This window comes from Microbacterium sp. DT81.1 (genome assembly GCF_049844955.1).
Classification (GTDB): Bacteria; Actinomycetota; Actinomycetes; order Actinomycetales; family Microbacteriaceae; genus Microbacterium.
On the sequence record NZ_JBNCMA010000007.1, the window covers coordinates 46003 to 71024 of the forward strand.

24 protein-coding genes are annotated in these 25022 nt (G+C 67.7%); 13 read left to right on the forward strand and 11 right to left on the reverse strand.

All coding sequences use genetic code 11. The annotated features are described in order from the left end of the window. Positions 1-57 precede the first annotated feature (57 nt). From ACLQ2Q_RS17980 to ACLQ2Q_RS17990, 3 genes are all read left to right on the forward strand, one after another. Positions 58-1104 carry a hypothetical protein gene (locus ACLQ2Q_RS17980; RefSeq protein ID WP_425822411.1) on the forward strand — a complete coding sequence of 349 codons (1047 nt, stop codon included), beginning with the start codon at positions 58-60 and terminating at the stop codon, positions 1102-1104. 55 nt (positions 1105-1159) lie between these two features. Beyond that, a complete protein-coding gene (locus tag ACLQ2Q_RS17985; protein WP_425822413.1) occupies positions 1160-2227 on the forward strand; it encodes a winged helix DNA-binding domain-containing protein in 1068 nt (355 codons plus the stop codon). A 169-nt stretch (positions 2228-2396) separates the two neighbouring features. After that, positions 2397-2753: a PRC-barrel domain containing protein gene (locus tag ACLQ2Q_RS17990; protein ID WP_425822415.1), complete on the forward strand. Its 357-nt coding sequence runs from the start codon at positions 2397-2399 to the stop codon at positions 2751-2753. A gap of 83 nt (positions 2754-2836) precedes the next feature. Here ACLQ2Q_RS17990 and ACLQ2Q_RS17995 read toward each other — a convergent pair whose 3' ends face one another. Beyond that, positions 2837-3796 carry a GlxA family transcriptional regulator gene (locus ACLQ2Q_RS17995; RefSeq protein WP_425822417.1) on the reverse strand — a complete coding sequence of 320 codons (960 nt, stop codon included), beginning with the start codon at positions 3794-3796 and terminating at the stop codon, positions 2837-2839. 185 nt (positions 3797-3981) lie between these two features. On the opposite strand from ACLQ2Q_RS17995, the gene ACLQ2Q_RS18000 reads away from it, so the two are divergent. Beyond that, positions 3982-5019 (forward strand): alpha/beta fold hydrolase, encoded by a 1038-nt coding sequence (locus tag ACLQ2Q_RS18000; protein ID WP_425822419.1) that lies wholly within the window; start codon positions 3982-3984, stop codon positions 5017-5019. A gap of 132 nt (positions 5020-5151) precedes the next feature. Next, a complete protein-coding gene (locus ACLQ2Q_RS18005) occupies positions 5152-6588 on the forward strand; it encodes an MFS transporter (RefSeq protein ID WP_425822421.1) in 1437 nt (478 codons plus the stop codon). Positions 6589-6592: 4 nt separating this feature from the next. Here ACLQ2Q_RS18005 and ACLQ2Q_RS18010 read toward each other — a convergent pair whose 3' ends face one another. From ACLQ2Q_RS18010 to ACLQ2Q_RS18025, 4 genes are all read right to left on the reverse strand, one after another. After that, entirely contained in the window at positions 6593-7573 is a 981-nt protein-coding gene (locus ACLQ2Q_RS18010) for an aldo/keto reductase (protein WP_425822423.1), read from the reverse strand. Between the two features lie 203 nt (positions 7574-7776). Continuing rightward, entirely contained in the window at positions 7777-8520 is a 744-nt protein-coding gene (locus ACLQ2Q_RS18015; RefSeq protein ID WP_425822425.1) for a ThuA domain-containing protein, read from the reverse strand. Between the two features lie 31 nt (positions 8521-8551). Next, positions 8552-9595: a Gfo/Idh/MocA family protein gene (locus tag ACLQ2Q_RS18020; protein WP_425822427.1), complete on the reverse strand. Its 1044-nt coding sequence runs from the start codon at positions 9593-9595 to the stop codon at positions 8552-8554. A 133-nt stretch (positions 9596-9728) separates the two neighbouring features. Beyond that, positions 9729-10655: a LysR family transcriptional regulator gene (locus tag ACLQ2Q_RS18025; protein WP_425822429.1), complete on the reverse strand. Its 927-nt coding sequence runs from the start codon at positions 10653-10655 to the stop codon at positions 9729-9731. 131 nt (positions 10656-10786) lie between these two features. Between ACLQ2Q_RS18025 and ACLQ2Q_RS18030 the strand changes: the two genes are divergently transcribed. Together ACLQ2Q_RS18030 and ACLQ2Q_RS18035 are read left to right on the forward strand one after the other, a co-directional pair. Beyond that, on the forward strand, positions 10787-10909 hold the full coding sequence (locus ACLQ2Q_RS18030) for a hypothetical protein (protein WP_425822431.1): 123 nt from the start codon (positions 10787-10789) through the stop codon (positions 10907-10909). A gap of 116 nt (positions 10910-11025) precedes the next feature. Then, positions 11026-11292 (forward strand): hypothetical protein, encoded by a 267-nt coding sequence (locus tag ACLQ2Q_RS18035; protein WP_425822433.1) that lies wholly within the window; start codon positions 11026-11028, stop codon positions 11290-11292. A 118-nt stretch (positions 11293-11410) separates the two neighbouring features. Here the strand turns inward: ACLQ2Q_RS18035 and ACLQ2Q_RS18040 are convergent, their stop codons facing one another. Both ACLQ2Q_RS18040 and ACLQ2Q_RS18045 read right to left on the reverse strand, forming a co-directional pair. Beyond that, positions 11411-12721, reverse strand: a complete 1311-nt coding sequence (locus ACLQ2Q_RS18040) for an Nramp family divalent metal transporter (RefSeq protein WP_425822435.1) — start codon at positions 12719-12721, stop codon at positions 11411-11413. 124 nt (positions 12722-12845) lie between these two features. Beyond that, on the reverse strand, positions 12846-13781 hold the full coding sequence (locus ACLQ2Q_RS18045) for a dihydrodipicolinate synthase family protein (RefSeq protein ID WP_425822437.1): 936 nt from the start codon (positions 13779-13781) through the stop codon (positions 12846-12848). A gap of 98 nt (positions 13782-13879) precedes the next feature. Here ACLQ2Q_RS18045 and ACLQ2Q_RS18050 point away from each other — a divergent pair, with 98 nt between their 5' ends. Continuing rightward, positions 13880-14989, forward strand: a complete 1110-nt coding sequence (locus ACLQ2Q_RS18050; RefSeq protein ID WP_425822439.1) for a LacI family DNA-binding transcriptional regulator — start codon at positions 13880-13882, stop codon at positions 14987-14989. Positions 14990-15142: 153 nt separating this feature from the next. Here ACLQ2Q_RS18050 and ACLQ2Q_RS18055 read toward each other — a convergent pair whose 3' ends face one another. The 4 genes from ACLQ2Q_RS18055 to ACLQ2Q_RS18070 form a co-directional block, all read right to left on the reverse strand. Then, complete coding sequence (locus tag ACLQ2Q_RS18055; protein WP_425822441.1) at positions 15143-15502, reverse strand: hypothetical protein; 360 nt, start codon at positions 15500-15502, stop codon at positions 15143-15145. Positions 15503-15628: 126 nt separating this feature from the next. Continuing rightward, entirely contained in the window at positions 15629-16822 is a 1194-nt protein-coding gene (locus tag ACLQ2Q_RS18060) for a hypothetical protein (RefSeq protein WP_425822443.1), read from the reverse strand. A gap of 98 nt (positions 16823-16920) precedes the next feature. Beyond that, positions 16921-17904, reverse strand: coding sequence for a hypothetical protein (locus ACLQ2Q_RS18065; RefSeq protein ID WP_425822445.1), 984 nt, complete (start codon positions 17902-17904; stop codon positions 16921-16923). 6 nt (positions 17905-17910) lie between these two features. Then, the gene (locus ACLQ2Q_RS18070; RefSeq protein ID WP_425822447.1) at positions 17911-18750 is read right to left on the reverse strand and encodes an SDR family oxidoreductase; all 840 of its coding nucleotides are present in this window, start codon (positions 18748-18750) and stop codon (positions 17911-17913) included. Positions 18751-18827: 77 nt separating this feature from the next. Between ACLQ2Q_RS18070 and ACLQ2Q_RS18075 the strand changes: the two genes are divergently transcribed. The 5 genes from ACLQ2Q_RS18075 to ACLQ2Q_RS18095 all read left to right on the forward strand — a co-directional run bounded on the left by ACLQ2Q_RS18075 (position 18828) and on the right by ACLQ2Q_RS18095 (position 24949). Next, complete coding sequence (locus ACLQ2Q_RS18075) at positions 18828-19709, forward strand: sigma-70 family RNA polymerase sigma factor (protein WP_425822449.1); 882 nt, start codon at positions 18828-18830, stop codon at positions 19707-19709. Between the two features lie 128 nt (positions 19710-19837). Further along, on the forward strand, positions 19838-21058 hold the full coding sequence (locus tag ACLQ2Q_RS18080; protein WP_425822451.1) for a right-handed parallel beta-helix repeat-containing protein: 1221 nt from the start codon (positions 19838-19840) through the stop codon (positions 21056-21058). Between the two features lie 52 nt (positions 21059-21110). Beyond that, positions 21111-22328 (forward strand): right-handed parallel beta-helix repeat-containing protein, encoded by a 1218-nt coding sequence (locus ACLQ2Q_RS18085; RefSeq protein ID WP_425822453.1) that lies wholly within the window; start codon positions 21111-21113, stop codon positions 22326-22328. A gap of 149 nt (positions 22329-22477) precedes the next feature. Beyond that, complete coding sequence (locus tag ACLQ2Q_RS18090; RefSeq protein WP_425822455.1) at positions 22478-23602, forward strand: right-handed parallel beta-helix repeat-containing protein; 1125 nt, start codon at positions 22478-22480, stop codon at positions 23600-23602. 81 nt (positions 23603-23683) lie between these two features. Next, positions 23684-24949: an endo-1,4-beta-xylanase gene (locus ACLQ2Q_RS18095; protein ID WP_425822457.1), complete on the forward strand. Its 1266-nt coding sequence runs from the start codon at positions 23684-23686 to the stop codon at positions 24947-24949. Positions 24950-25022 lie beyond the last annotated feature (73 nt).

Below are 25022 nucleotides of genomic sequence, written 5' to 3' on the forward strand. Positions count from 1 at the left end.
GCTCGGCCGAGGTCAACGGCCTGGCGAGACGTCGTGTGCGCCACCTACTCTTCCCGCATGAGAGATCGGTTGGCACCGCTCGCGGTTTTGCTCCTGCTCGTCACGGGATGCTCCGACCTCGAATCGGGCGGCTGCGGAGCCGACGCCTCGCCTGCATCCCCGGCCGAACCGGAGGCGGAGCAGGGTCAGGCGGGCCTCGATCCACCGGACGCTCACGAGGCGGCGAGCCGCGACGACGACTCGCCGGCACCACTCACCGTCGCCGTGATCGGTGATGTCCCCTACGGCGTCGAGCAGGAGGAATCGGTCGGCCTTCTGGTCGACGCGATCAACGACGACCCTTCCGTGCGGCTGGCCATTCACCTCGGGGATGTCAAGAGCGGCACCACGGCATGCACCGACGAGCGTCTTGTCGCCGCCCTGGCGACCTTCGACTCCTTCGAGGACCCCGTGGTCTACACGCCGGGCGACAACGAGTGGACGGACTGTCATCGCGCTGACGCCGGCGGCTACGACCCGCTGGAGCGCCTCGCGGCGGTCCGGGCCACCTTCTTCGCCGAGCCGGGCTCCCTGCTCGGCGGCCCGCGAACGAGCGTCGAGTATCAAGCGGAACTGGTCGAGAACGTCAGATGGATCCAGTCGCGGGTCGCCTTCGCCACGCTCCACGTCGTCGGCAGCGACAACGGCCTCAGCGCGTGGACCGGCGACGGCCACATCGTCCCGACGAAGGAGCAGACGCAAGAGGTCGACGCCCGGATCGCCGCCGTGCTCGCGTGGATCGACGAGACGTTCGCGGCCGCTGAACATCGGAACCTCCGCGGGGTGGTGCTCGCGATGCAGGCGGACACCTGGGACCCGCTGCCGAGCAGCGGCCAGCGCGCTGTCGTGGACCGGATCGCCGCCTGCACCGCAGCGTTCGACGGGGAGGTGCTGGTGCTCCAGGGGGACTCCCACACCTACGTCGTCGACAATCCACTTGCCCTGGCGAACTTCACGCGCATCGTCGTGCACGGCGAGACGCTGCCATTCGAGTACCTGCGCTTGACGATCAACCCGGGTCGCGGTGAGCTCTTCGCCTGGGAGCGAGTCCCGGTGGCGAGTTGATGCGGCTGCTTCCGCGCAGCCGCCGGAATGCGGGCAGCAGGCCTACGCTCGTGGTGTGCTCACCGACCGTGACATCGCCCGCTGGCGGCTTCACTCTCAGCATCTGGCCGCTCCCGTCGATGGAGCGGAGAACGTCGTGCGGTCGCTGCTCGCCGTGCAGGCGGAGAACCCGTCGCAGTCGGCATGGGCCGTCGCGACCCGCACTCGCGAACCGCACCAGGCAGACCTCGCCGGACTGTTGGCGAGCGGACGCGTGCTGAGGACGCACGTCCTGCGCCCAACGTGGCACTACGTGCACATCGACGACGTGCTGTGGCTGATCGAGCTGACGCGGGACCGGGTGCTGCCCACCGTGGATCAGCAGCTCGCCCCGCTGGCCGACCGCATGCCCGCCCTCGCCGATGCCGTGGTGGAAGTCCTCACCGAGCTCCCCGACCGGACACGCGGCGAGCTTGCGGAATCCCTCGCCCAGCGTGGTCATGAGCTGACCGGGATGCAGTTGATGCTGCTCGCGGGTCATCTCGAGCTTCACGCCCTGATCTGCAGTGGCGCGCCGCGTGGCGCAGAGCATACCTATGCTCTGTTCTCGGACCGGGTCCGTGCACCACGTCGGCTGGAGCGTGACGAGGCGCTGGTCGAACTCGCGCTCCGCTACTTCGCCTCTCATGGACCCGCCACGGCGCGCGACCTCGCGTACTGGGCGACTCTCACGCTCACCGATGTGCGCCGCGGGCTGGCCGGTGCCGGCGAGCGGCTCGAATCGTTCGAGCACGGCGACCGCATGTACTGGCACGCGCCGGGCGAGCCGCCCGCATCCGCGTCTCCGCCAGGCCACCTGCTGCAGGTGCTGGATGAGATGTACCGCGGCTACCAGGACTCGCGCTGGGTTCTCGACGCGGACGGGCTGCTGTCGCGGGGGCGGGAGACCGCGATCGGGATGGCCCTCGTCGACGGTCAGGTGGTCGCCGCCATGAAGCGGACGGTCACCGCTCGGGCCGTCACGTTCGAGCTGCGGCCGCTCCGGCCGCTCGATCCGGAGGAGGCGGAGGCGATCCAGAATGCCGCGGCGCGCTACGCCCGCTACCTCGACCTCGAGCTGCGTCTCGCAGGGATGCTGGGTTAGACCGCGTCACGTCGGACCGATCCGCGCCCCAGGTGTTGAGGCACCTTTTACGCCTGTTCTTCCCGTTTGGCGATGGGGTCGCCTGTCGCCTGGCGCGTGCATACCGTGATCCCGTGCGACCAGCACGGTCGCGCATCGAAACCCGAATCGATGAGGACAAGGAGCAGAAATGTCTGCAACATGGGACGCGTGGAACTACCGTGAGTCGGCGGCACGAACGGCGGGTTCCGGTCTGGTGGGCTACCGCGTGCACGCCACCGACGGCGACATCGGCAAGATCGACGATGCCAGCGATGAGGTCGGCACCAGCCGGATCGTCGTCGACACCGGTCCGTGGATCTTCGGCCGGAAGGTGGTCCTTCCTGCCGGAACCGTTGAGCGGGTAGATGACACCGAGCAGAAGGTCTACGTCGACCTGACGAAGGAACAGATCAAGAACTCTCCGGAGTGGGACGAGTCCAGCACGATGGACGACTCCGAATACCGAAACCGCCTCGGATCGTATTACGGAAGCTTCTACAGGTGACCGCATGGGTGCCCGGCTCCGGCCGGGCACCCACGGCGTCATCGCCGATGCCGATCGACCGAAACGAGCCGACCGGGCTGAAGTCACACCGGCCCGAAGTGGTGCCGGTGATCGCCGGGAGTGGTGTTGAGGCGCCGCCGGAAGGCGCGGTTCAGGGTCTCGGGGGCCCCGTAGCCGCACGCGCGTGCGATCTCCCCCATGCCCAGGCGTGTCGTTTCCAGTAGGCGGCACGCCGCCTCCATCCGCACCGCCTCCACGTGCTCGGCCGGCGTGATTCCCACCTCGGCTTTGAACAGACGGCTGAATTGACGATCGGACAGGTGGGTGCGAGCCGCCATCGCGGGGATCGAGAGGTCGGCGGTCAGGTTTTCGGGTATCCAGGTGAGCAGGTCGCGGATGGGCTCGTCGTTCGCCGTCTGCGCGGCGAGCACCGCCGAGAACTGTCCCTGTCCACCGGAGCGTCGCAGATAGACCACGAGGCGCTGGGCGACGGTCGCGGCTGCCCTGCGTCCGTGGTCGTCGGCGACCAGGGCGAGTGCGAGATCGATTCCGGCCGTGACGCCGGCAGAGGTCCAGACGTTGCCGTCCTGCACGTAGATCGCATCCGGTTCGACGGAGATCGTCGGGTAGTCGCGCTCCAAGTCCGCGCACTCGGCCCAGTGCGTGGTCGCGCGCCGCCCATCGAGGAGTCCGGCCGCGGCGAGCAGGAACGCACCGGAGCAGACCGACGTGACTCGGCGCGACAGCCCCGCCAGGCGTTGGATGTTGCAGATCAGCTTGGTGTCGGCCGTGGCCTCATCCATGTCCCGGCCACCGGAGACCACCAGCGTGTCGATGCCCGCCACCACCTGGTCGATCGGTTCTGTCGCGAACTCGAGGCCACTGGTCGAGAGGACCGGGCCTCCGTCCGTGCTGACCAGCTGGGTCGCATACCTGGGTATCGGAAGAAAGCGCGATGCGGTGGAGAAGACCTCGAGTGGGCCGGTGATATCGAGGATCTGGGCGGAGGGGAATCCGACGATCACAATGCGCGGTTCGCTCACGGTGCTTCCTCGATGGCCGAGATCGTCAAGAGCGTGTCCTAGGGGGCTGAGCGACGAAATTCTACCGTGGAGTGATATCCGAGAACACGACTCGAGGCCACCTGGGCAGCTCGTCCTGCACCGGTCTCGGGGAACGTGGATCGTGTCCGAACTCCTGCAAATGAATCGAGTCTTCAATGAGTCAAGTGACCGAAACGGTCGCCTCCCCGGCTGCAGCACCGGTCCCCTCCCCGGGTGCAGCAACGGATGACAGCAGAGGGCTCGTGCGGCCCCGCGCCGGCCGCTGGCGCCGCGTCGCGCGCGCGTCCGGCATCGCCGTCGCCGCGCTGCTGGTGTTGGTGATGGTCGCCGCACTGATCAACGGCGCCTCGGAGCGGGGTGAGCGGCAGGCCCTTCCGGCCTATGGCGAACGGGTGGCCGTCTCCGGCGGTCACCTGAACGTCTATCGACAGGGCGACTCCGGGCCGACGATCGTGATGCTCGGCGGCTACGGGACGGCCGCCCCGGCTCTGGACTTCGCTCCGCTCATCCGTGAGCTCCACGAGTACCGGACCGTCGTGGTCGAGGGATTCGGCTACGGCTACAGCGACACCGAGGCGCCTCCGCGCACGATCGAGAACATCACCGCCGAGCTCCATGAGGCGATCACCGCGCTCGATCTCGACGAACCCTATGTCCTCCTCGGGCACTCGATCGCCGGAATCTACGACCTGTACTACGCCAACAGGTACCCCGACGAAGTGTCGGCCGTGATCGGGGTCGATGCGTCGGTGCCCGGACAGATGAACGGCCTCGCCGGCCAGGACAACCCAATCAGCCGACTTCTCGCCAGCTCGGGGCTGCTGCGCGTCGCGACGACACTGATGCCTTCGCTGGCGGAACCGGACGGTACCGCCTACGCGGGGCGGGAGCGCGAGCAGCTGCGGGCAATGATGAACTGGAACTGGGCGAATCCCGCCATCCTCGACGAGGCGAAGCAAGGGGCGCGCAACTTCTCCGTCGTGGAGGACATGACCTACCCCGAAGACATCCCGCTCCTGTCCTTCATCAAGAAGGAGGGCAGTCAAGCCGGTTGGCGGATGCTGCACGCCAGGCAGCTCGAGAACCGCGCGCACGGCGACCTGGTCGAACTCGACGGCGGCCACTACCTGCACTGGACCCATGCACCTGAGCTTGCGGAGCGGATCGACGAGTTCCTCGACGGCGTGCCCGGCAATCGATGAACGGCGACAACCCACTCACCGCTCGCCCCGCATGCGGCACGGGCGTCGCAGAAACCGGTGCCGCGCGACTATGCTCCCGGTACTGCAGGGCTCCCGGTAGTGGAGGGCTCCCGGTACTGGAGGCGATTGCAGATGCGTGACACCCGTACCCTGCCGCTGGTTCTCACACTGGTCTCGGCGCAGTTCGTGGTGATGCTCGACTCCAGCATCCTGAACGTCGCGCTGCCGTCGATCGCGACCGAACTCGACCTTTCGCCGGTGGGAACCGCGTGGGTGCTGAACGCGTACTTCCTCACCTTCGGCGGCCTCCTGCTGATCTCGGGTCGCGCCGCGGACGTCTTCGGGCGGCGTCCGATGTTTCTCCTCGGCGCCGGCGTGCTCGTCGCCGGCTCCTTCCTAGGCGGGTTCGCGACAACCGACGCCGTGCTGATCGCCGCACGGCTGGTGCAGGGCGTCGGCGCGGCGATGCTGAGCCCGGCCGCCATGTCGGTCATCCTCGCGCGCTTCACCGGCCCGGGCCGGGCGCGGGCGATGAGCGGCTGGGGTGCCGCGTCCACCGTAGGGGGAGCGGCCGGCGTCACCGTCGGCGGACTCCTCACGGCGGCATTCGGCTGGCAGAGCGTGCTCTTCGTGACCGGAGCGGTCGCGGGCGCCATCGGCGTTGCGGGCTGGGTGCTCCTTCCCCCGGGACCCAGGGGGGCGCGTCGCCCGTTCGACGCCACCGGCGCGACGCTGGTCACCGGCGCGGCCGTCGCCGTGGTGTTCGGAGTGCTGTCCGCGCCGCACAGCGGGCTGCTCTCGGTAGAGGTCGTCGGTGCGGCTGCCGTCGCCGTCGCGTGCCTGATCGGGTTCGGTCTGCTCGAGCAGCGGGCGGCCGACCCCATCCTGCCCACGCGCCTGCTCCGCGACGCCCGGGTCGGCGGTGGGGTGGGGGTGAACCTTCTCGGCGGGGCATCCCGGGTCGCATGTTTCGTGCTGGTCGCCCTGCTCCTTCAGCAGGTCCTCGAGTACGGGCCGGGGATCGCCGGTCTGGCCATGCTCCCCACGTCGCTGGCGGGATTCGCGATCAGCATCCTCGTGCTGCCGACGGCTCTGCAGAGGCTCGGACCCCAGAGAGTGGCGGTTCTCGGACTCCTCCTGCTGACCGTTGCGCACCTTCTGCTCGCCACGGTCGACAACGGCGACTCGTACGTGCTGCGCATCCTGCCGGCGCTCGTCATCGCCGCCGCGGGCGTCGCCTTCAGCTTCACCCCGACCACCCTCGTCATCGCCGAAGGCATCGCCGCCCGCAACTCGGGCGTCAGTTCCGGCCTCGCGTCTTCGACGGCCCAGATCGGTGGGGCGATCGGGATCGCGGTCTTCGGGGCACTCGACGCCGCCCGCCGCGCCGACGTCCTCCAGGCAGGGGGCACAGCGCTCGCAGCCGCCGAAGCGGGTCTGCAGGCCGCGAATCTCGCGGCCGCGATCGCCGCCGCCGCCGCGGCCGTTCTCGCCGTCCTCGCCTTCCCCGAACTGCGCGGACTGCTGACAGGTCGGCGGCGAGGCGTCGAAGCGGAAGCGGGTAGCTGACGGATCAGCGATCGATCGACTGCATGTTCGAGTCGTCGTGTCGCGCTCCCGCAGCCGGCTCCAGCGCGTTCAACCGGTCGATCTGAGACGGTGTCAAATCGATCGCGTCAGCGGCGGTGTTCTCCTCTACGCGCTCGACGCGACGGGTGCCCGGGATGGGCGCGATGTCATCACCCCTGGTCAAGATCCATGCGAGCGCCGTCTGGGCGGGAGTGGCACCGATCTCGGCTCCGATCGCTCGCACCTCGTCGACGATGCGAAGGTTGCGGGCGAAGTTCTCGCCGATGAACCGCGGGTTGGTCTTGCGCCAGTCGTCGTCGGGGAAATCATCCACCGTCCGTATCCGGCCGGTGAGCAGGCCGTGACCGAGAGGCGAGTACGGCACGAAGCCGATGCCGAGTTCTCGAAGCACCGGGAGGATCTCCGCCTCCACGTCGCGCGTCCAGAGCGAGTACTCGGTCTGGAGCGCGGTGACGGGCCGGACCGCGTGGGCGCGGCGGATGGTCGTTGCCGACGCCTCCGAGAGCCCGAAGTGCAGCACCTTTCCTTCTGCGATCAGTTCCGCCACCGCTCCCGCGCTCTCTTCGATCGGCGTGCGTGAGTCGACGCGGTGCTGGTAGTAGAGGTCGATGTGATCCGTGCCGAGGCGCCGGAGTGATCCCTCGACCGCTGCCCTGATGTTCGCGGCGCTGCTGTCGGTGACCCCCGGGCCGCCTCCGGAATGGGAGACGAGCCCGAACTTCGTGGCGATCCTGACCTGATCGCGGCGGCCCCGAAGCGCGTTGCCGACGATCTGCTCGCTGAGGTACGGGCCGTAGATCTCGGCCGTGTCGATGTGGGTGACCCCCAGGTCGATCGCGCGATGGATCGTGCGGATGGATTCCGCGTCGTCCAGGGCGCCTTCCGACGTGTAAGTGCCGGCCATCGTCATGGCGCCGAGGCCGATGCGGGAGACCTCCAGGCCGCCGAGGTGTGCGTTCTTCATTCTTCCGTCCTTGCTGCCGGCCGCGGAGGCCGACAGTGAGAGTCAACGCTGCCGGAGCGCGTTCAGCGTGGCCCTGTCTATAGGGGTTCCCGCAGGGCCCCCCTTGCCGCCGGCGTTCGGCGTGATTTCGGTGGAGCGGTCGAACGTCGCTCCACCGGGGGTCGCGCGGAAGGACGCAGCCACGCTGCGGCGCGTTCGGATCCCTACGACTGATACCAGCCGGGGGCGTGGTAGTCGGCGGTCAGGGTGCGCCGCGCGCCGCCTGGAGCCGCCCAGCGCACACCGTTGGCGAGAACACGCTGCACGTCCGAGTGGTGGTACACCGGGAAATCCTGGTCTCCGGGGGAGAAGTAGAAGACGCGTCCGAATCCGCGCGTGTACGTCACCCCGGAGCGGAACACCTCCCCGGCCTCGAAGGTCGAGAGGAAGACGGTCTCTTCCGGTTCGGGGATGTCGAAGTACTCGCCGTACATCTCCTGCTTCGGGATGTGGATGGGGTGCGGAACGCCTTCGGCGATCGGATGCCGCGGCGCGATCGTCCAGACGAGCTCGCGCTCGCCGTCGCTGCGCCACTTCAGCGAGCAGGAGGTGCCCATGAGCCGCTTGAAGATCTTGGAATAGTGCCCGGAGTGCAGCACCAGGATGCCCATGCCGCCGAGGACCGCCTGGTGCACGCGCTCGACCACCTCGTCCTCGACCTTGTCGTGTCCCACGTGGCCCCACCACAGCAGCACATCGGTGTGGTCGATGACCTCCTGAGTCAGGCCGTGCTCGGGCTGCTGCAGGGTGGCCGTCGACACCTCGGCGTCTGGGCCGAGGTGAGAGCGCAGACCATCGGCGATGACGGTGTGGATACCGTCAGGGTAGTTGGCGATCGCTCTCTCGTCGCCGGTCGTCTCGTGGATGTTCTCGTTCCAGACGAGCACGCGAAGGGCGGAAGCAGTCATGGTCGAACCTCTCTGTCTGTCCGGTAATTCATCACGGCCGCTGAACCGCTTCGACCCGCCCTGATGCCGCGGAGCGTGCAGCCGCCTCCATGAGGGCCAGGCTGCCGAGATTTTCGCGGCCCGTGCTCTCCGGGACGTCCCCTCGCGCCACCGCTCGGGCGAAGATCTCCAGACCCGCGACACGGTCGACCATGTCGGCGGGTTCCAGCGGCACCTTCTTCGCCCGGATCCGGCCGGGACGGCGGATCGTCACGACGTCGCCGGAGGCATCCTCCACCTCACCGCCCGCACGGGAGGTGAAGAAGAGCTCGCCCTGCTCGCCCTGGATGCTCCACTCGCCCGCCCACGCCGTCTCGAGACCTCGGCTGAGCCAGCTGCCGCGATAGCTGACGACCAGGCCGTCTTCCATCTCGATCGTGATGACGGCGGACGCTTCCTCGTCGTACTTGCTGAATGACGGGTCGCCGACCTTCGCGAACACGCTCACGGCCTCGTGCCCGGTGATCATGCGCAGGAGGTCGAAGTGATGGATCGCCATGTCGTTGATCAGCGGATGCGGGAATGCGTAGTGCCGGTGGGTCTCTTTGGGCGCGTCATTGTCCCACTTGCGGAAGTCGATGTTGATCGCGGTCAGCTCGCCCAGAACGCCGTTCGCCAAGAGGTTGCGCACGGTCCGCGGGGCGGGATAGTTACGGTAGTTCTGGCTGACCTGCAGGATCAGCCCCAGCTCCTCCGCCCGAGCGGCGGCGGTACGCGCCTCCTCGACGGTGTTGGCGAGGGGCTTCTCGACGAGCACATGCTTGCCCGCTTCGAGCGCCGTCAGGGCGAGCGGGACGTGGGTCGCGACGGGAGAAGTGATGACCACGGCGTCGGCGTCGACCGCGGCCAGAGCGTCGCCCAGCGATCCGAACGAAACGTCGGCGGCCACCCCGATGTCCGCGGCGACGGACTCGAGCGTCGGCCCGTGCGGGTCGACGATCCCGACGACATCGACCGAGGGAACCGAGGGGACGACGGTACGAGCCCAGTTGCCGCCCCAGCCGCCGAGGCCCACGTGAATGATGCGCACCGTCATACGTTCGATCCTTGCATCTGAGCATCACGCCTGTCGAAGCGGCGCTGCCGTGTCGGTGTGTCGCTCTGCGCATGACGGGGTCTGCGCGACTCATCGAGCGCTTATCCGGAACGGCCGGCGACAGGCATCCGGCTCATTGACGCTGTCCGGCGTGCGCCGCCTCGATCTCGGCGGCCCGCCGGCGCACGATCGAGAGGACGTTCCGGACGGCGAGGCGCTCTGCGACGTCCGGGCGAAGAAGGGCGACGATGTCGCGCTCCGCATCCACCCCCCGCAGTGGCTTCAAAATCACCCGACTCGGGTCGATACCGCCCGAGGTGTAGCGGGGGATGACGGAGATCCCGAGGTCTGCTGCGACGAACGCCTCCACCATGCGGAGGTCGCTGATGCGCTGGTACACGGTGGCGCGGCGTCCGGCCACCTGCTCGATGTCGTGCAGGATGCGCTCGAAAGGGAATCCGACGGGCACCCCGATCCACGGCTCGTCCACGACATCGGCCGGGGTGAGGTAGCTCCTGCCCGCCAAACGGTGATCCCGCGGAAGCGCGATGTCGAGGGGCTCGGTCATCAGCGGCACGGCCCGAAGGCCACGACCGCTCCATGCCCGCGCGCCCTTGAGGGAGTGCGCCAGCACGATGTCGAAGTCCGCGGTGAGCGACGGGAAGTCGAGCAGCTCCGCGTCGCCGTCCGAGCACAGCACCACAAGGCCGGGAATGAGCGCCACGTCTCGAAGGACTCCCGGAAGCAGCACCTGGCCCGCCGACGGGAACGTGGCCAGCCGCACCTCGCCGCTCGGGTGGTTGCGGAATTCGTCCCACACGGCGGTCGCGCGCGCGAGCGCCACCGCGACGTCGGTCGCGCTTCTGGCCAGCGCATAGCCTGCGCTGGTGAGCTGGATGCCGCGGCCGCTGCGCTCGGTGAGGGGCACTCCGGCCTCCCGCTCGAGCACCTTGAGCTGCTGCGAGACCGCGGATGGCGTGCGGTGCGCGGCTTGGGCGACGGCGGTGACGCTGCCGCGTTCGGCGAGCTCGCGGAGAAGATCGAGGCGGCGAACGTCCATGTAGCGAACCTACATCCATCATGCAGAATCATTCGATTGTGCTGAAGTTTCCGAGGCGCCACAATGGAAGAGTCGAAAGAAGCAACGGGGCTTGAACACATCGACGTACTTCACTTCTGAAAGGTTCGACAATGGTCGCGCTCCTCGTTCTCCTCTCCGCAACCGCGGTCGCCGCCGTCGCCGGTGCGCTGACCCTCACCGTGACCGATGGCTATGGCCGCATCCCCGAGCGCACCTACGTTCGCGTGATCTGACCCAGGTCACAAGCGCCTCTTTGCGGCTTCGACAGCCCGGATCGGTATCACTGCGCCCGTGCGCGCCCTCCTTGCTGTGATGGCAATCGCCGTCGTCCATCAATGAGGAGGAAACCATGACCAACACGGCCGACATCGACTTCGATGTGCACATCGAGAAGCTCCACGTCCAGCTGAGAGACACCCAGCAGGCCTTCAAGGCACTCCTCGACGACGTCACTCTCGACGAGCTCATCCCGATCTGGGAGCAGCCCGGCTGGACCACGCCGGCGGAGTACTTCTTCGTGTCCCGCAGCCTGCAGCAGATTCACGACGCTGCGCTCGGGCTGCAGGAGAACGTCCGGTCGCTGGTGAAGGGCTCCGCTCTCGTCGGGGAACGCTGACGGCATTGCCGGCTCCGCTCCCGCGGAGGCGGCAATGCCTTCGCAGCGTGCGCACGGACAGCACAGCACAGCGCGGCGGGTGGCCGGATGGCCCCCGCCGCGCTTCTGCGTTCGGCCCTCACCCTCCGATCAGCGTGAAGAGCAGCCGGATGGAGAGGGCGAGCACGGCCACGAGCCCGATGATCCCGGCGACGTTCTGCCACCACTTGTTGCGCATCGCGCCCATGAGTGAAGTGCGATTGGCCATGACCAGGATCAGGGCAGCCAGGACGGGGGCGACGAAGATGGTGAGCGCCTGGGCGATGACGATGAGTTGAATCGGCGAGGCCTGGAAGATGAGAGTGACGAGGATGCCGAAGGCGAGGATGCTGCCGCTGACGATCTTGGCGGTGATCGAGCTGGATGACGCTCCTCGTCCGAGCCCGTCGGCGAGCATGGTGCCACCCGCGGTCGCGTTGGCGATCATGGACGAGAACGCCGCCCCGAAGAACCCGAGCGCGAACACCGTCGATCCGATGGGTCCGGCGAGGGGCTCGAAGATGCCGGCGAGGGCGACGATTGTCGGTGCCGCTTCGCCGGTCTTGCCGAGTACCGCGGCGGCCACGATGATGACGAGCGCGGTCATGATGCCCGGCGCGATGATGCCGGGAATCGTGTCGACGACGGTGACGTCGCGGTAGTCGTCCTCGGTGCGTCCGCGCTCCTTGGTGCCGTAAGAGGTGTAGAAGGCGGCGTTGATGGAGAAGTTCGTGCCGACGAGCGCGACGATCAGCAGCCAGGAACCGTCCGGCACGGTCGGCAGCAATCCGGAGGCGGCGGCCGCCCAGTCGGGGTTGGCGATGAACGCTGAAGCGACGAATGCGATCGCCATCAGTGCGACGATGCCGACGAGCACCTTCTCGATGACCCGATACACGTTGCGCAGCAGCAGCAGCGCCGCAACCGCGACGGTGCAGATCACGGTCCACATGATGGGGTTTCCGCCGAACAGCATCGACAGGCCGAGCCCGGACCCGACGGCGTTGCCCACCGAGAAGCAGAGGGTGATGAGGAAGATGCCGATGCCGGCGGCGACGCCCACCCACCTTCCGAGGTGATCCTTGATCGATGCGATCAGGGACACGGGTGACTTGATGCCGAGGCGCACGCTCATATCGGTGAGGAAGATCATCAGGATCGTCGAGATGACGATGACCCAGATGAGCGCGTACTGGTATCCGCTCCCGGCCTGAACAGCCGTGGTGAGGTTTCCGGGGCCGAACTGCCATGCACCCGCGACGAATGCCGGGCCGATCAGCCCGAGCTGCTGCCAGAAGGTGCGGCGCTTCCTGCGTGACTCGACGATGCTCCGCATTGTGTCAGTCGAGACTCGGCCGTAGCCAGTGCCGGGGGTGGTGGACGTGTGCCGGGCGGCGGTGCGCTCGCTCATCGGTGGGGTCTCCTTCGTTGGAGGGCGGCGATGCCGCGGGGAGTCTTTTTCGACTTGTTGTGCCGCCGAGCGGCGGGGGGTTGAGGGTGGCGACCGCGTTGCGCGATCGCCACCCGTGGTGCGGTCAGGCGTCGACGGTGACCTTGCCGAGCCCGGCCGACGCGAACGCAGCGGCGATCTCGGCGGACGCGCCGTCGGGCAGCGGCAGGAGAGGCGTGCGCACGGTTGCGTGTTCGAGGATGCCGCGGCTGACGAGACCCCACTTGAGGGCGACGGTGCCCTCCATGTGGGACCCGCGGTGGTACACGTTCTTCGTCACGGGCAGGAGCCGCTCGTGGATCGCGTGGGCGGCTTCGTAGTCCTTCGCCTTGCCGGCGGCGATGAGCTCGATCAGGGGCTCGGGAGCGATGTTGCCGTATCCCACCAGCAGTCCGTCGACGTCGAACATCGTCGGAAGCAGGTATTCGTCGTGGCAGGAGAGGATCTGAAGGTCCGGGTACGCGGCACGCAGGGCGGGGATCTCGGTGTACCAGCGCCGCATGTTGCGAACGCCGTTCTTGGTGGCGAAGACGCCTGGCTGCCCTGCGATCTCGAGCTGGGTGTCGAGGTCGTACGTGGCCTTGGTGTTGTCCGGGTACTGGAACAGGATCAACGGAAGGCCCGACTCGTCGTAGATCTCCTGATACCGGGACTGCGGCGCCCCCTTCTGGTATCCGAATCGCAGCCAGCCGTGGGATGGGTACACGAGCCCGGCGGTCGCGCCGGCCTCGACGGCGGCCTTCGCTTCGAGCGCGGCCGTCTTGTTGCCCTCCTTGGTGATGCCGGCGATGACCGGCACCCGACCATCGGTGGATGCGACGAAGGCGCGGATGACGTCGAGCTGTTCCTCGTCGGTGAGGAACGTGCCTTCGCCGGCGTGGCCGAGGACGACGAGGCTCTTCACCCCGTCGATCGATCCGAGCCAGGAGCCGAGTCGCTCGATCGCGTCGTAGTCGACATCGCCGGATTCGGTGAAGGGCGTCACAGGGGCGGGGTTCAGGCCGCGGAGGTCGAGAGTCATTTCTGTCTCCTCTTCATCTCTTCGTTGAGTCCCGAATCAGGAACGATTGCGGGAACGTTTGCAGGAACGATTGCAAGTATGCCGCTAGCATGGTGCTCATGTCAACCTCGATTTCGGGTCGCGAGCTCTTCGAGCAGCGTTTGGGAGCGCTGCAGGCCGGAATAGACTCGGCCAGAGAACGATCGGGGGCGGCCGTGGCGGAGCGGATCGAGCGACGTGCGGTGACCCTGCGCGAGGTGGCCGAGGCATCCGGTGTCAGCATCTCCACCGTCAGCCGGATCCTGGACGATCGGATCCCCCAGTCCCGGTCATCGACCGCCGAGCGCGTGCGCCAGACAGCCGACGCACTGGGCTACCGCCGGAATGCCGCGGCGTCGGGTCTGCGCCGAGGTGCGACCGGAACGATCGGCGTGCTCGTGCCGCGGCTCACCGATACGGTCATGGCGCTGATGTTCGAGGCACTGGAGCGCGCCGCCCGCACTCGCGGGTACTTTGCGGTAGTCGCCACCTCCGGTGATGAACCAGACGAGGAGCGACGCGCGACCGAGACGCTGCTCGACCGAGGGGTGGATGCGGTCATCCTCGCGACCGCCCGCCTCGGGGACCTGCTTCCCGCTTCGCTGAGAGATCGCGGCATCCCGCACGTCCTCGTCCTGCGCAGCGACGGAGTCAGCCCGTCATCCCTGGGTGACGACGAGATGGGCGGCTATCTCGCAGTCCGCCACCTCGTGGATCTCGGACACCGCGACATCGCCGTCGTCACCGGGCCCGACTTCACCTCGAGCGCGCGTGCCCGCCTGGCAGGCGCACTCCGGGCGACGACCGAGGCGGGGTGGGAACCGCCTCCCGGCAGGGTGATCGCAGGGGGATACGGAGTGGACGATGGAGTCGCCGCCGGAGATGCGTTGTTCCGGACCGGTGACGCCCCCACAGCGGTGTTCGCGGCGAACGACAACATCGCACTCGGCGTGCTCGCGGCGGCGAACACCGCCGGACTGCGGATCGGAGCCGACGTGTCCGTCGTCGGCTACAACGACATCCCTCTCGCGAGCAGGCTGCCGGTGCCCCTGAGCTCCGTGAGAGTGCCGTTCGATCAGATCGCGACGACGGCGTTCGAGCTGCTGCAATCCGACACAGGAGGCGGCGCGGGCGCGGTGCGGAAGGCATTGCCGACCCTCATCCCGCGCGCCTCGACCCGTCCGCGGTGACCCCCCGGGTCACTCTGGGCGAAGGGAGTCGGTCTCAGCCCCTATCCCAGCGGAGTCGAGCAAGTCGGCAGGCATCGCGACGACGCTCCCTCCCGGCATCATCGTGTACGTGCGGTCGCGGCGATCAGCCAGAGGCCACGGCGAGCCGAGTCGCTAGCCGGTGCGCGGGCCCGTGCGGAGACGAATCCGGCCGCGAAGGAAGGGCAGAGGCGGCGCCTGGTACACGAGAGACGGCGCGTGCACCGGTTGGAGCGCGAATTCGGCCTGCCCGAAACGCCACAGCCGGTTGAAGAGGAAGACACCGACCACCACCGTCTCATCGGACGGGAGCTGCCATGTGCCGACGCCCCACTGGGCCGGCTGGCCCCGCCCCTGGATCACGAGCGTCGGCCTGACGCGGGCGTAGAGAGCGAACCACGGCTTGTGCAGCGTCAGCTGGATGCGGCGCGTCGCAGTGCCATCCGTGCTCGCCCAGCCGTCCGTCTCGGGTCGGGGGGCGAGGCTGTCGGACATGAAGACTCCTGGTGGTCGGTGGTGTCTGCGGGTGCTGTGCCACCGTGTAGCGACGTTCCGGATGTCGACCGCCCGATCGCGTTCCTGAAACCTACCATCCTGACCGACGGGGCCGTTCGGCCCGACTCAGAAGCGCCGGCGCGGCAGGGACGGCGCATCGGGACACAGGTCGGGCCCGAACATCTTGAGTACCACGAGGGGCTCCGTGCCGGTGTTGACGTACTCGAGCTCGTCGACGGCGCGGTCATGCACGACGAGCAGCTCGTCCCGGTCATGACTCTCGCCGATGACATCCACTCCGCCGATCGTGCCGACGCCGCGCCAGATGAAGAGACTGAAGACCCCGTTCTCCCGCGACCGATACCGCGCACCGGGCTCGAGGGTGAGCCGCTTGCCGCAGAACTTCGGCGACCCGTAGAAGATCCACACCTCGCTCGCCGCCGGTTCGTCCCGCAAGGGCAGCGGAACAAGGCGGTGGTTGTCGTAGAAGGACGGGTCGATGTTCGCGTCCCAGTCGATCCAGTGCAGGGGCGCCGTCTCACCGTGTTCGGCGAGGTCCGCCTCGCTGACATCCTTGGTCAGGAGCCGCTTGCTGATGATCGCGCCGGCGTTGAGCGCCTGGAACATCGCCATGGAGTCGGAGTCCTCCTGCAACTCGATCGTGAGCGCCGTGCCTGGCGCGTGCAGCACCCCCGAGGGGATGAAGAACCCCTCCTCCGGCACCTGCACGTAGGCGGGCGAGTGACGAAGCACACGGTCGTCGTTCCACTCGCGGACAGCGTCCACCAGCTCGCCCCACAGCCGGTCGCGGTGAAGCGAGGGGTGCACTCCGAGGAACGACTCCGGGTGCGGTCCCATATCGACACCGGGTGGGAAGTAGTACGCCTCGTCCTTCGAGTTGCGTCCGGCGCGGCGCGCGAACTCCAGGGGCGGGTGGATGTGAAGCGGGATCCGCACGGCGTAGTCGAAGATCTTGGCCAGACGGCCGAGGCCGGCGTGGGTCGTGGAGTAGTCCGACCCGAGAATCAGATCGCCGCACGCAGCGACGGCCTCAGCCAGGTTGATACGCGCTCCTCCGGTCGTGCGGATGGAGCTGATCCCTTCGTCGTCCGGTCCGACGACGTTGTCGGCCTTGGTCGTCGAGGCCAGCCACCGCTCGCAGACGTACCCGCGCTCGCCGAGGTCGTACTCCTCCGCGGGCAGCCCGAGCCGGCGTCCGGGCGGCAGCCAGTCCCTCGCCACCCAGGCGGGATCGAGCCGCAGGATGCCGCTCCGCGCCTGGATCTCGTCGGCCACCAGCTTCCGGAGTTCGCCCGCCATGCCGCCTCCTCTCGACGCCACGAGCTTTTCGCATCGGATGCAGGAAAGCGAGTCAGGAGCGCACGACGTGACGCCCTCTTCGATGAACCGAGGCGAGGTCAGACACGGCCGGCCGCTGTGAGGACGGTGAGGGCGTCGCAGGTGACCCACTCGTTGGATGCTTTCGACGAGGTCGGTCCCCAGGACACCGACTCGGTGTTCGAGCCGTGGTCCGCCGTGCGCCAATAGCGGGCATCGGCGCTCCATCCGCCGTCCGGTAGGCGGCGGGACTCCAGGTACCCGAGCGCGTCCTCGCAGCGCGGGTCCCCCAGCAGGCCGGCCTCGGCCAGACCGATCAAACCCGCCAGCGCGTCGTAGTGCCAATAGACGGGAAAGTGCAGCTTCATCACGTCCGGCGCAATCGGCGCGGGGGCCGTACGACGCCAGGCCACCCGGCGGCACAGGAAGACCTCGGCCGCCGACAGCGCCGTCTCACGGGCCTGTCGGTCGCCGGTCGCATCCGCGAACGCGAGCAGCCCCCTCATCGGCAGCAGCGTCTCGTTCACCGACGACATGGTCGTGGACGGTCGCCGATCGCAGTTCCAGCCGCCATCGGGCCACTGCCAGTCGCGCAGCCGTCCCGCAAGCAGCTCCGCACGGCCGTCGTCCACGCCGAGCCGCACCACCGCGAGGAGCGCTCCGCCCTGCTGCGACGCGCATCGGCGCGAGCGGCCGTCCACCCGCGGCACCGCGGCCTCACCCGTGGCCTTGGTGACACGGGAAACGTCACGGTCGCGCAGGTACCGAGCGGTCAGCCAGTGGTCGAGCACCGCATCCCGCAACGGGAATACGTCCGAGTCCGCGGGTGGGTAGCCGATCGCTGCGAGTGCGAGCAGCGCCCAGTGCGCACCCCGCCACTTCGCATAGGGATGCAGGCCCGCGGCGGAACGCAGGATCGCTCGAGCCCGGGGCGAGCGGCGCACTTCGTCCTGGAGCGCACGCACACCGGCCCCATCCGCCGGCTCACCGAGGATGAGCCGGCGAACCCGCCACCGCACCGCGGGGTCGTCGCTCTTCAGCAGCCTGGCGACGGCCTCATCCATCGCAGATCACCCTCCCAGGTTGCCCTCAACCTGGCCGCGACCGCTAGGGCGATCGAGGACCGACTCCGGATCGGACGCATGCCGATTCGTACATACTTCGCTTCCGGCGAGGAACTCTCGCCATGTCCTGCCTCGTCGATCAACGGGATCGCCCGCCAGGTTGGCTCCCGAGCGGTATGCGCGTCGGAGCGCTCCGGGCAGCGGCATCCCGAGCACCCGTCGGTGCCGCCCGAGGGTGGCGTTGTACTGCTTGACGAGGTCGGCGACGCTCAGGATCTCGGGGCCTGCGAGGTCGGCCACCCTTCCCGCAGGGGGACTCAGCGTCAACTCGGCCAACCGGGCCGCGACGGCGTCGCCGTCGATCGGCTCGAGGCGCACGTCCGCAGGCGCGAGACGCATGACCGCGAGCTTGGCCACGACCGGCAGCAGCAGGCTGTGCAGCTGTGCCACCCGGATGATCGTGTACGGCACGGCCGACTCGTGCACGATGCGCTCGGACGCTGCCTTCATGCGCACATAGCCGATCGGCACGGCGCCGGCTCCGGTCACCGAGATGAGCACGAGGTGCCCGGTACCCGCGCGCTCGGCGGCCTCGATGACATGCCGCGCGGCGACGTCATCCCCCTTCGCGGCGCCTGCGAGATGCAACACGGTCGATGCACCGCCGAACGCGGCATCCAGCCCCTCTCCTCGAAGAGTGTCGCCGATCACGTGGTGCACCCCAGGCGCGTCGGTTCCGCCGCGGCGGCTGAGCACCCGAACTTCGCGTCCCGCCGCCCCCAGCAGCGGGACCACGCGTCGACCGATGACACCGGTGCCGCCGGTCACGAGGATAGTTTCGTTCATGGTCTTCGTCCTTTCGTGTCACACACCGCTCGGCGCGCTCGTCGACTCAGTGACGATCCACACCGAGGAGATGTGACATGACCGACGAGAGGATCCTCGCCAGGCGTTTCGAGGAGGAGAGGCCGCGGCTGCGTGCCATCGCCAGGCAGATCCTCGGATCGGATGCCGACGCCGACGATGCGGTGCAGGAGACCTGGCTGCGCCTCGAGCGAGTGGACACAGACGACATCCGCAATATCGGTGCCTGGCTGACAACGGTGATCTCTCGTGTGAGTCTCGACATGCTGCGCGCTCCCCGCCGGTCGCGCGAGCGCTCTTGGCAGGTCGAACCGTGGCGCGACGAGCCGGTTGCGACGGGTTCCGATCCGGCAGATGTCGTCGCCGCCGCCGACCGCGTCAACGTCGCTCTCATGGTCGTGCTCGACACGCTGGCGCCCTCGGAGCGGATCGCATTCGTCCTGCACGACGTGTTCGGGCAGCCGTTCGACGAGGTCGCCGCCGTGCTCGAGAAGAGTCCGGAGGCCGCCCGACAGCTCGCATCCCGAGCCCGCCGCCGGCTGCGGGACGCGCCGGTTTCACGCCCGCGACAGCCCGTGACGCGTCAGTCGAGGCGGGTGGTGGAAGCCTGGCTGGCCGCCGCACAGGGAGGCGACCTCGCGGCGCTGCTCGCGCTCCTCGACGACAGCGCCGTGCTGCAGGCGGACTACGGCACGGGAACGCGCACGATCGAGGGCGCACGAGACATCGTCGCCCAGGCGGCTCTCGCGGGGCGCCTCGCCGCGCACTCCACCCCTGTTCTCATCGGCGGCCTGCCTGGGGTGGCCGCGGTTCTCGCGGGCCGTGTCGTGTCGCTGATGGCGTTCGACGTCGACGAGGACCGGATCATCGGGCTCCACGTGCTCGCAGATCCGGAACGGCTCGCCGGCCTCGGTGTGGAAAGGGTGCTCGGCGGCCAGTGAACTGCCCCTTGCCACGGCGGTCACGAGGACTATGATGTGCGGCATAGTCGCGCGACTGGGGATTCGGGACGATATCTGCATGGTGTCCCGATCACGCACTATGCGACTCGCACCGCAAGGGGACGACGATGACTCTGAAGCTGGATACGACCGCGCGCCGATCGATCGGTGAGCCGAGTAAAGCGAGTCGCATAGCGACTGCGGCGTACGTCCTCCCGGCAGCGCTGCTGCTCTCCGTCGCGCTCGGGGGGAGCGCGCGAGCAGCAGAGCCGGGGGTGACGTGCGGCAGCACCGTCACGACCGACGTGACCCTCACGGCGGACCTGTATTGTCCGTCCGGCGATGGACTCATCCTCGGCTCGAAGGTCACGCTGGATCTGGGCGGCCACAGCCTCATCGGGTCGGACTCGGGAGTGGGGGTGTCCTCGGAATTCCCGTTCGAGGGTGGGAACACCATTCGCAACGGCACGATCGAGAATTGGGCGATCGGGATCCGGCTCATGGGTATCGAGCCGAACCCCATCCCCTACGTCGCCACCGACCTGGTCCTCATCAATGCCCCGGTCGGCAACTACTTCACCAATGGCACGACCTTGCAGCTGACGCGAGTCACTGCCGTGGATTCGCCGATCCGTGGCGAGCTCGGCGGTGACCTTGCCATATCCGATTCCTCATTGACGCGTTCGCCGGTCGAGGTGTTCTTCGCCTCCGCAACGATCACGAATTCGAAGCTCGTCGAGACCTTCGTCAGCACGACGGCGGGGGGTGAATTGAGCATCGACTCGTCCAAGCTGGACGGCAAAGGGACAGCAGCGTTGGGCTACGTCAGCGAAACCGTCATCACCATCACTGACAGCGTCGTCAAGAATTACGCTCAGCCCATCAGCGGCTTCTGGGGCGGGGTGACCCTCACCGGCAACAAATTCTCGGACATGCCGAACGGCGTACTGGGCAGCATCACCTCGGGCATCGAGTCGGATGGAGTTTCGGGCATTACAGGCAACACCTTCATCCGCAGCGGTGTGGCCCTACGCGGGAACGTCCCCATGGTGGTCGAGAACAACACGTTCAGGCAGGGTGATGTAGGCGTCGAGTTCACGATGTCGGACCCGCTGCCCGGCAATCCGCCGCAGACCGCCGATCGATCGCGGGCCGTCGGCAACGTTCTGGTGAACAACACGGGATCGGGGATTCTGACCGAACTCCCGGGTCTCGAGGTGGGCGGCAACACCGCTAAGAACAACGGCGGATACGGGATCTATGCTCCCGGAGCCGTCGACCTCGGTGGGAACGTCGCATCCGGCAATGCGCTCGGTCAATGCGTCGGCGTCGTCTGCGCCCGCAAGTGAATGCGGCGCCACCCCTCATGCTCGATGCGCCTCGCAACGCGAGGGGACCACGATGACCAGGAAGGCCGACATGACCGCGCACCCGACGATCGGTGACTCACAAAAACCGAGCCGTCGGGCGATCGCCGCATGCGTGCTCCCGGTCGCACTGCTGCTCTCAGTCGCGCTCGAGGGGAGCGCGCAGGCAGCGGAGCCGGTGGCCACCTGCGGCAGCACCATCACAACGGATGTGACCCTCACCGCGGACCTCTTCTGCCCATCCGGGGATGGACTCATCCTCGGCTCGAACGTGACGTTGGATCTGGGTGGCCACAGCCTGATCGGATCCGGCTCCGGCGTCGGAGTGCAGACGACCTTTCCTTCCGAAGGCGGAAACACCATTCGCAACGGGACGATCGAGAACTGGGCGACCGGGGTCCAACTCCAGGAGGAAAGCCCGACCCGCACACCGTATGTCGTCATCGACGTGGTCCTCCGCAACGCGCTGCTCATCCACGGCCCGACGAACGGCACGGCGCTGCAGATGACGCGGGTCACTGCTGACGATTCGACCGTCTACGGCCAACTCGGCGGCGACCTCGCGATCTCGGAGTCGAGATTCACGCGTTCTCCCGTGAATTTGTTCTACGCCAGCGCGACGATCGTGAAGTCGACCCTCGTGCAGAGTCATGTCAGCACGACAGCGCGCGGCCAAGTGATCATCGACTCCTCCACGCTGGACGGGAAAGGCGCGGGCTCTCCCGGATCAATGAGCGAGACGGGAATCACCATCACCAACAGCGCCGTCAAGAATTTCGCGGAGCCCATTGGGGGCTTCTGGGGTGGTGTGACGCTCACGGGCAACAAGTTCTCCGACATGCCCGACGGTGTTCTGGGCGACGTCAGTTACTTCGCGTCCGAGGCTGTGTCGACCATCACGGACAACACCTTTCTCCGGACCGGAGTCGCGCTCCGCGGAAACGTCCCGATGATCGTGGAGAACAACACCTTCAAGCACGGCGAGGTCGCGGTCGAGTTCACCAGGGCTGAGCCGTTCCCCGGGGATCCGCCGCACACCGCTGAGGGGTCGCGGGCCGTGGGCAACGTCATCATGAACCACACGGGATCGGGGATCACGACCGAACTCCCCGGCCTCGAGGTGGGCGGCAATACCGCGAAGAACAACGGCGGATACGGGATCTACGCTCCCGGCGCCGTCGACCTCGGTGGGAACGTCGCCTTCAACAACGACCTCGGTCAGTGCGTCGGCGTCGTCTGCGGCCGCAAGTGAGCGCGTCGCTCGGTCGTGCTCTCAGCCACGTGAATCGCAAGGGGACGACGATGACTCTGACGACGCCGAATGCCACTGCGCCCCGAGATGCCCACCGCCAGCCAAGGGCGAGTCGAAGAGCGATCATTTCCTTCGCCCTCCCGACGGCGATGCTGTTCTCTGTCTTCGTAGCGGGAGGCGCGCAGGCGGCGGAGCCGGGAGTGACGTGCGGCAGCACGGTCACGACAGATGTGACCCTTACCGCAGACTTGTACTGTCCTTCCGGTGATGGACTCATTCTCGGCACGAACGTCACGTTGGACCTGGGCGGCCACAGCCTGATCGGGTCGGGCTCCGGCGTCGGCGTGCAGACGGATTTTCTCTCCGACGGCGGGAACACGGTTCGCAACGGCACCATCGAGAATTGGGCGACCGGACTCCGCTTCGCGGAGGCGAGTCCGATGCGCCCGCCGCATGTCGTCGCCGACGTAAAGCTCCAGAAGGCGCCTCTCATCCACCTCCTTTCCGGTGGCGCTGCGTTGCAGATGACGCACGTGACCGCCGTGGACTCCGGCATCTCGGGCCAACTCGACGGCAACCTTGAAATCTCCGAGTCGAGGCTGACGCGTTCTCCCATCGATCTGTTCTACGCCGGCGCGACGATCACGAACTCGACCCTCGTGCAGAGCCCTTTCAGCACAACTGCATTGGGCCAGGTGCTCATCGACTCCTCCAAGCTGGACGGCAAGGGCGCGGGGCGGCCCGGCTCCGTGAGCGAGACCGGAATCACCATCAGCAACAGCGTGGTCAAGAACTTCGCTCAACCCATCAGCGGCTACTGGGGTGGTGTGACCCTGACAGGGAACAGATTCTCGGACATGCCGAATGGTGTTCTCGGCGACATCAGCTCGCCCATCGGGTCGGACGGTGTATCGATCATCAAGGGCAACACCTTCCTGCGAACCGGAATCGCGCTGCGCGGAAACGTCCCCATGATCGTCGAGGGCAACACCTTCAAGCACGGCGAGGTCGGCGTCGAATTCACCAGGTCGGAGCCGTTCCCCGGCGATCCGCCGCTGACCGCTGAAGGCTCGCGGGCCGTCGGCAACGTTCTGACGAACAACTCGGGGTCGGGTATATCGGCCCGAATCGCCGGCGTAGAAGTCGGCGGCAATATCGCGACGAAGAACGGCGGATACGGGATCGATGCTCCCGGGGCCATCGACCTCGGCGGAAACGTCGCCTTCAAGAACGACCTCGGTCAATGCGTAGGGGTTGTCTGCACCCGAAGGTGACGGGAATCACGCTTTTCGGCTCTGTGACCGGTGCCTCTTCATCCGCCGGCGACAAGACTGGGGTGTGGGAGGTTTCTTGTCATGCCTGAGCTCACTCACCGCCTTGCGGATGCACAGCTTCTGCTCGTCGACGCGTCCGGCAGCCCGCTGGAGCGGTCGTCCGTGACGGTGGAGCAGACGCGTCACGCATTCGGGTTCGGGAACATCGGATTCGACTTCGTGGACTGGCTCGGCGGACCGCCCCGTTCGGGTGACGGCCGCGCCTCCGAGATTCTCGGCGGAGACGCGCCACCGCAGCCGGAAGCCCTGGCGGATGCGTGGCTGACGCTCTTCAACACGGTCACGCTGGTGTTCTACTGGCGGGGTTTCGAACCGGTGCGGGGGCAGCCCGAGACGACGCGTCTGCTGCGGACGGCGGAGTGGTTCAAGGCTCACGACGTGACGGTGAAGGGCCATCCGCTTCTCTGGCACACCCTCGCCCCTGAGTGGCTGCTCGGGCTCGACGACGCGGAGGTCGAGGCGGTCATCCGCAACCGCATACGGCGGGAGGTCACTGCATTCACGGGTGCGGTGGACCAGTGGGATGCGATCAACGAGGCCGTCATCCTTCCCGTGTTCACGGCCGAGGAGAACGCGGTCACGCGGCTTGCCCAGCGCAAAGGCCGAATCGCGATGATCCAGCTGGCCTTCGAGGAGGCACGCGCGGCGAACCCCGGTTCTCGTCTGGTGCTCAACGACTTCGATCTGTCCGAGGACTACGAACGACTCATCGAGGAATGCCTTGCCGCCGGCATCCGGATCGATGCGCTCGGTCTGCAGACGCACATGCATCAGGGATACCGTGGCGAAGAGCGCGTCTGGAACGTGCTCGAACGCTTCTCGCGGTTCGGTCTGCCGCTCCAGCTGACGGAGACGACCCTGCTGTCGGGGGAGCTCATGCCCCGGGAGATCGTCGACCTCAACGACTACGTGGTCGAGTCGTGGCCGTCCACCCCGGAGGGCGAGGTGCGACAGGCGGACGAGATCGTGCGCCACTACCGCAACGTCGTCGCCCACCCGGCGGTCGAGTCCCTCACGTACTGGGGCATCACCGATCACGGGGCGTGGCTCGGCGCTCCCGCGGGGCTGCTCCGGCGCGACGGCACGCGCAAGCCCGCCTACGACGCGCTGCGCGCCCTCATCCGCGACGAGTGGTGGTACCCGCGCACACAGCTCAGGACGGATGCCGCGGGCGGCGTCACGGTGCACGGCTTCGCCGGAAGCTACCGGATCTCCACGCCGTACGGCACGGAGGAAGTAGAGCTCTCGCCGGGTCGGACCGTGTCGACCGTCATCGTCGGCGCGTAGCAGCGAGGCGCCCGACCCAAGCGATGTCGGGACGTCACACCGCGGCGTTCCGGACGCCGGTTCCGGGTGTGAT